This is a genomic window from Nocardiopsis lucentensis DSM 44048 (genome assembly GCF_000341125.1).
Taxonomy (GTDB): domain Bacteria; phylum Actinomycetota; class Actinomycetes; order Streptosporangiales; family Streptosporangiaceae; genus Nocardiopsis; species Nocardiopsis lucentensis.
The window spans coordinates 1-3,184 of sequence record NZ_ANBC01000001.1 but is presented as its reverse complement, the minus strand read 5'-3'; the positions used below and the strand labels follow the sequence as shown (position 1 = coordinate 3,184).

The 3,184-nt window shown below is 76.5% G+C and carries 2 pseudogenes; both read left to right on the top strand.

Going from position 1 to position 3,184, the window contains the following annotated elements:
• A pseudogene (locus tag D471_RS32360) lies at positions 1–1,261 on the top strand (helix-turn-helix domain-containing protein); the annotation flags it as partial.
• Between the two features lie 331 nt (positions 1,262–1,592).
• Positions 1,593–3,184: pseudogene (locus D471_RS0100005) on the top strand (DNA helicase); the annotation flags it as partial.

Below are 3,184 nucleotides of genomic sequence, written 5' to 3'. Positions count from 1 at the left end.
GGGTGCGCTGGGCGGACAGCGCCCCCGACCACCACGACTACGTGCGCCGACTGGCCGAGCGGCGGGTGGCCGGGCTCGGGTTCGGGGTGGGCGTCGTCCTGGACGAGACCCCCCGACCCCTGCGCGAGGCCGCCGCCGAGCTCGGGGTCCCGCTGGTCGAGGTGGCGCGGGAGACGCCGTTCATCGCGGTGGGCAAGGAGGTCTCGCGGCTGCTGGCCAAGGAGGAGTACGAGGGGCTCACCCGGGCCTTCGCGGCGCAGCGCGAGCTCACCCGGGCGGCGCTGTCCGGAGCGCCGGAGATCGTCGACCGCCTCGCCCGCGATCTCGACGGCCGGGTGCTGCTGCTGGGCGACGACGGCGCCGTCAGGCACGCGGCGCCCGCCAGCGCGGCGCGGCACGCGGGCGTGATCGCGGGCGAACTGCCACGGCTGCGGGAGGCGGGCGTGCGCGCCAGCGCCTCCGTGGAGTCGTCGGGCGAGCGGGTGTCCGTCCAGCCCCTGGCCACGGGGCGGCGCGTGCGCGGTTACCTCGCCGTGGGGACCGGCGGCCCCCTGGGATCGGACGACCGCACCCTGGTCAACGCCGCGGTCTCCCTGCTCTCGCTCGAACTGGAACGCAGCGGTCGGGGTTCCTCCGCGCAGGCGGGGGAGGGCGTCCTCGTGGCGTTGCTGACCGGGGCGCTCGACCCCCGCCACGANNGCTGCCGAACGAGCCGGTGGTGGTGGGCGTGGGCGACGCCGCCGGGGCGTCCCACCCGCCCGAGGGCGTCCTCGTCGCCGAGCACGGGGGCCGCGCCCTGCTGCTGGCCGGTGCCGGGACCTCGGGCGCCGTGATCCGCGAGGTGCTGGACGGCCCGGCGGGGGTGAGCGAGCCCGTAGCCTACGCCGACCTGGACACCGGTCTGGCCGAGGCCGAGCGCGCGCGCAGCGTCGCCCGGGAGGGGGACGGCGGGGTGGTGCGCGCGGGCGACCTGCCCGGGGGCCTGCTCGGCCTGGCGGAGACCCCCGTGGGGGCGCGCATGGCCGAGGACCTCCTCGCGCCGCTCACAGGCCAGCGCACGGGCGCCGAACTCCTGTCCTCGCTGCGCGCCTACCTGGCCAGCGCGGGGCGCTGGGACGCCGCGGCCGAGTCCCTGGGCGTCCACCGGCACACCCTCCGCTACCGGATGACCCGTATCCGGGACCTGCTGCCCGGGGACCTCGACGATCCCGACTACCGGGCGGAGCTGTGGGTCGCACTGCGCGTGCTCGGGATCGGGTAGCCGTGTTCTCTCTGGGCCTCCGCTCCGCTTCGGCCCGTGTTCGGGCGCCGGCAGGGATTCTTCNCCCCCCCCCCCCCCCTGCCGCTCGTTCCTCGCTCGCGGCTCGACTCGTCTCGCAGAACCCTGCCGGCGCCCGAACGACACTCCCTGGGGTCCTTCCGCCGCGCCGCGGGCCCTGGAGCGGACACGCGCGGCGAGCACCGCCGTCACCCAGCGTGAAAGTCGGGGAGGTTTCCCTGTTCGGCCGGTCCGGGGCGCCTTCTTCCACGACAATGGGCGCTGTTAGCGGGCGGTAATCACCCGATCACGGGTTGGCGGACCGGGGGGCGACGTGAGGTCACTGCGCGACGACGAACAGCAGATCGGCGGGCCGTTGGGGCCGGGAGGGGTGGCCGGGGCGCCGGGCCCCGTCACCACCCAGGTCGGCCGGTCCGGGGTGGGGGCGGCGTCGCTGCGCTGGAAGCCTCCGCTCGACCACGACGAGGTCCGCTCCGTCCTCGCCTACCTGCGCGCCTGCCTGAGCCGTGAGGCCGTGCACACCCACGTCGTGAGACCCCATGACCTCTCCTCCGACTCCTGCGCCTGCCTCCCGCCAGGCCCCGAGTCCCTCTTCAGCGGTGCCCGGGAGACCGCGCTCCTGCACCCTGCGGCGGCCCGGGTCATGCGCCTGGCGCAGACGCGCGGCCAGGCCCTCCGGTACGGGTACCCGCTGGTGATCCTGGGGCAGGGGGCCGACCGCGTCGCCCTCCCGTTGCTCACCACGGACGTGCGCGTCGTGGACGACCTCGACGGGGACCCGTGCGAGCCCGGTCTCCAGGCCGAGGCCGGGGCGGCGGTCCGCGCCGTCGGCTCACCCGACGTCAACGCCGCCCTCCTCGCCCGGCTCGGGACCACGGACCCCGACGACCTGTTCGAACTGCGCACCCGCCTGCGCACCGGAGCCCCTGACACCGCGCAGCGGCCGGCGGCCGTCGCCGACCTCGCGACGAAGGTGCGCACCCTCCTCTCCCGGCTGGAGATCGAACGGGTCGACGACATCGACCCCCTCGGCACGAGAGGACGGCCGACCTCCCTCGGCAACGGGGCGCACAACGTCGCCGTGCTCTTTCGCGCGGGCCCCGGCGGACACCTCGACGGGGACGACCACGAACCCGGCTCCGTCGAGGGCGTCCTCGCCGACCTCGACCCCTCCGACCGGGACGGGCTCGACCCCGAGGCGGCCGTCAGCACCGCCCTGGAGCCCTTCCTCGGCCGGTCCGCCAACGCCCGCCCGCTCCATCCGGACCAGGCCCGCCGTTCCTCCGCCGGTCGGGCCGTCCGTGGGATGGCGCCCGCCGCCGCCCGGGAGCCGCAGGACACCGCCGCGGTGGTCCCCGTCTCGGCCACCCCGCTCAACCAGTCCCAGTACGCGGTGCTGAGCGCCGCCATGCGCGACCAGCTCACCGTGGCGGCCACCCCGCCCGGCAGCGGCGCACACGAGCTGGTCGACGCCCTCATCCGCACCGCCGTCAGCAACGGCCAGCGCGTCCTGGTCTGCGCGCGCACCGAGGGAGACCTCGCCGAAGTCACGCGCCGCGCCTCCGTGGCTCCGGGGCACCCGGTCGTCCGCGTCGGTGGTCCCGAACACCGCGCGGCCGAGATCCGCCAACTCAACCGGCTGCTCATCGACCACGCCGGAGCCTCGCCCCCGCTCGCGTCCGAGACCGCCGACGGCGAACCCGCCTCGCACCGGGCGGACCTGGCCGACGACTGGGCGCGCGTCCGGGAGGCGTGGCGGGCCATGGACGCCATGGCCTCCGGCGGGCACGCCCTCGCCCGACTCGCGGAGGAACGCGGTCGCAGCATCGCGTGCGGATGGGACCCCGACGCCCTGTTCACCCCCGAGCGCGGCGGGCCCGAGTACTGGCTGCACCGGGCCGAACG